Annotated in this window: 1 pseudogene; it reads right to left on the reverse strand. The window is 54.6% G+C overall.

Annotated elements, in window-relative coordinates:
* Window positions 1-410, reverse strand: a pseudogene (locus ABF638_RS38335) (photosystem II D2 protein (photosystem q(a) protein)); the annotation flags it as partial.

Genomic DNA, 410 nt, shown 5'->3' on the forward strand with positions numbered 1-410 from the left:
ATACCTACCAGACGGGCAATTTCAAATTGCCGCAACATGAAGCCAATCAAACCAAAGGCTCCGTGCAGAGCTACGAATGGCCACAAACCACCCAATTGAAACCAACGGGTGAGGTTGCCTTGGGCTTCTGGTCCCCACAACAGCAATAGGGAATGTCCCATGCTGTCGGCGGGGGTGGATACTGCCACTGTCAGGAAGTTAGCACCTTCTAGGTAAGAGGAGGCTAACCCGTGGGTATACCAAGAGGTGACGAAGGTTGTGCCGGTCAGCCAACCGCCTAGTGCTAGGAAGGCGCAGGGGAACAATAGTATCCCTGACCAACCTACGAATACGAAGCGATCGCGCTTGAGCCAGTCGTCTAGAACGTCAAACCACCCTCTACTGGGGGCGCGTCCAACTGCGATGGTCAT

This window comes from Nostoc sp. CALU 1950 (assembly GCF_051172895.1).
GTDB lineage: Bacteria > Cyanobacteriota > Cyanobacteriia > Cyanobacteriales > Nostocaceae > Nostoc > Nostoc edaphicum_A.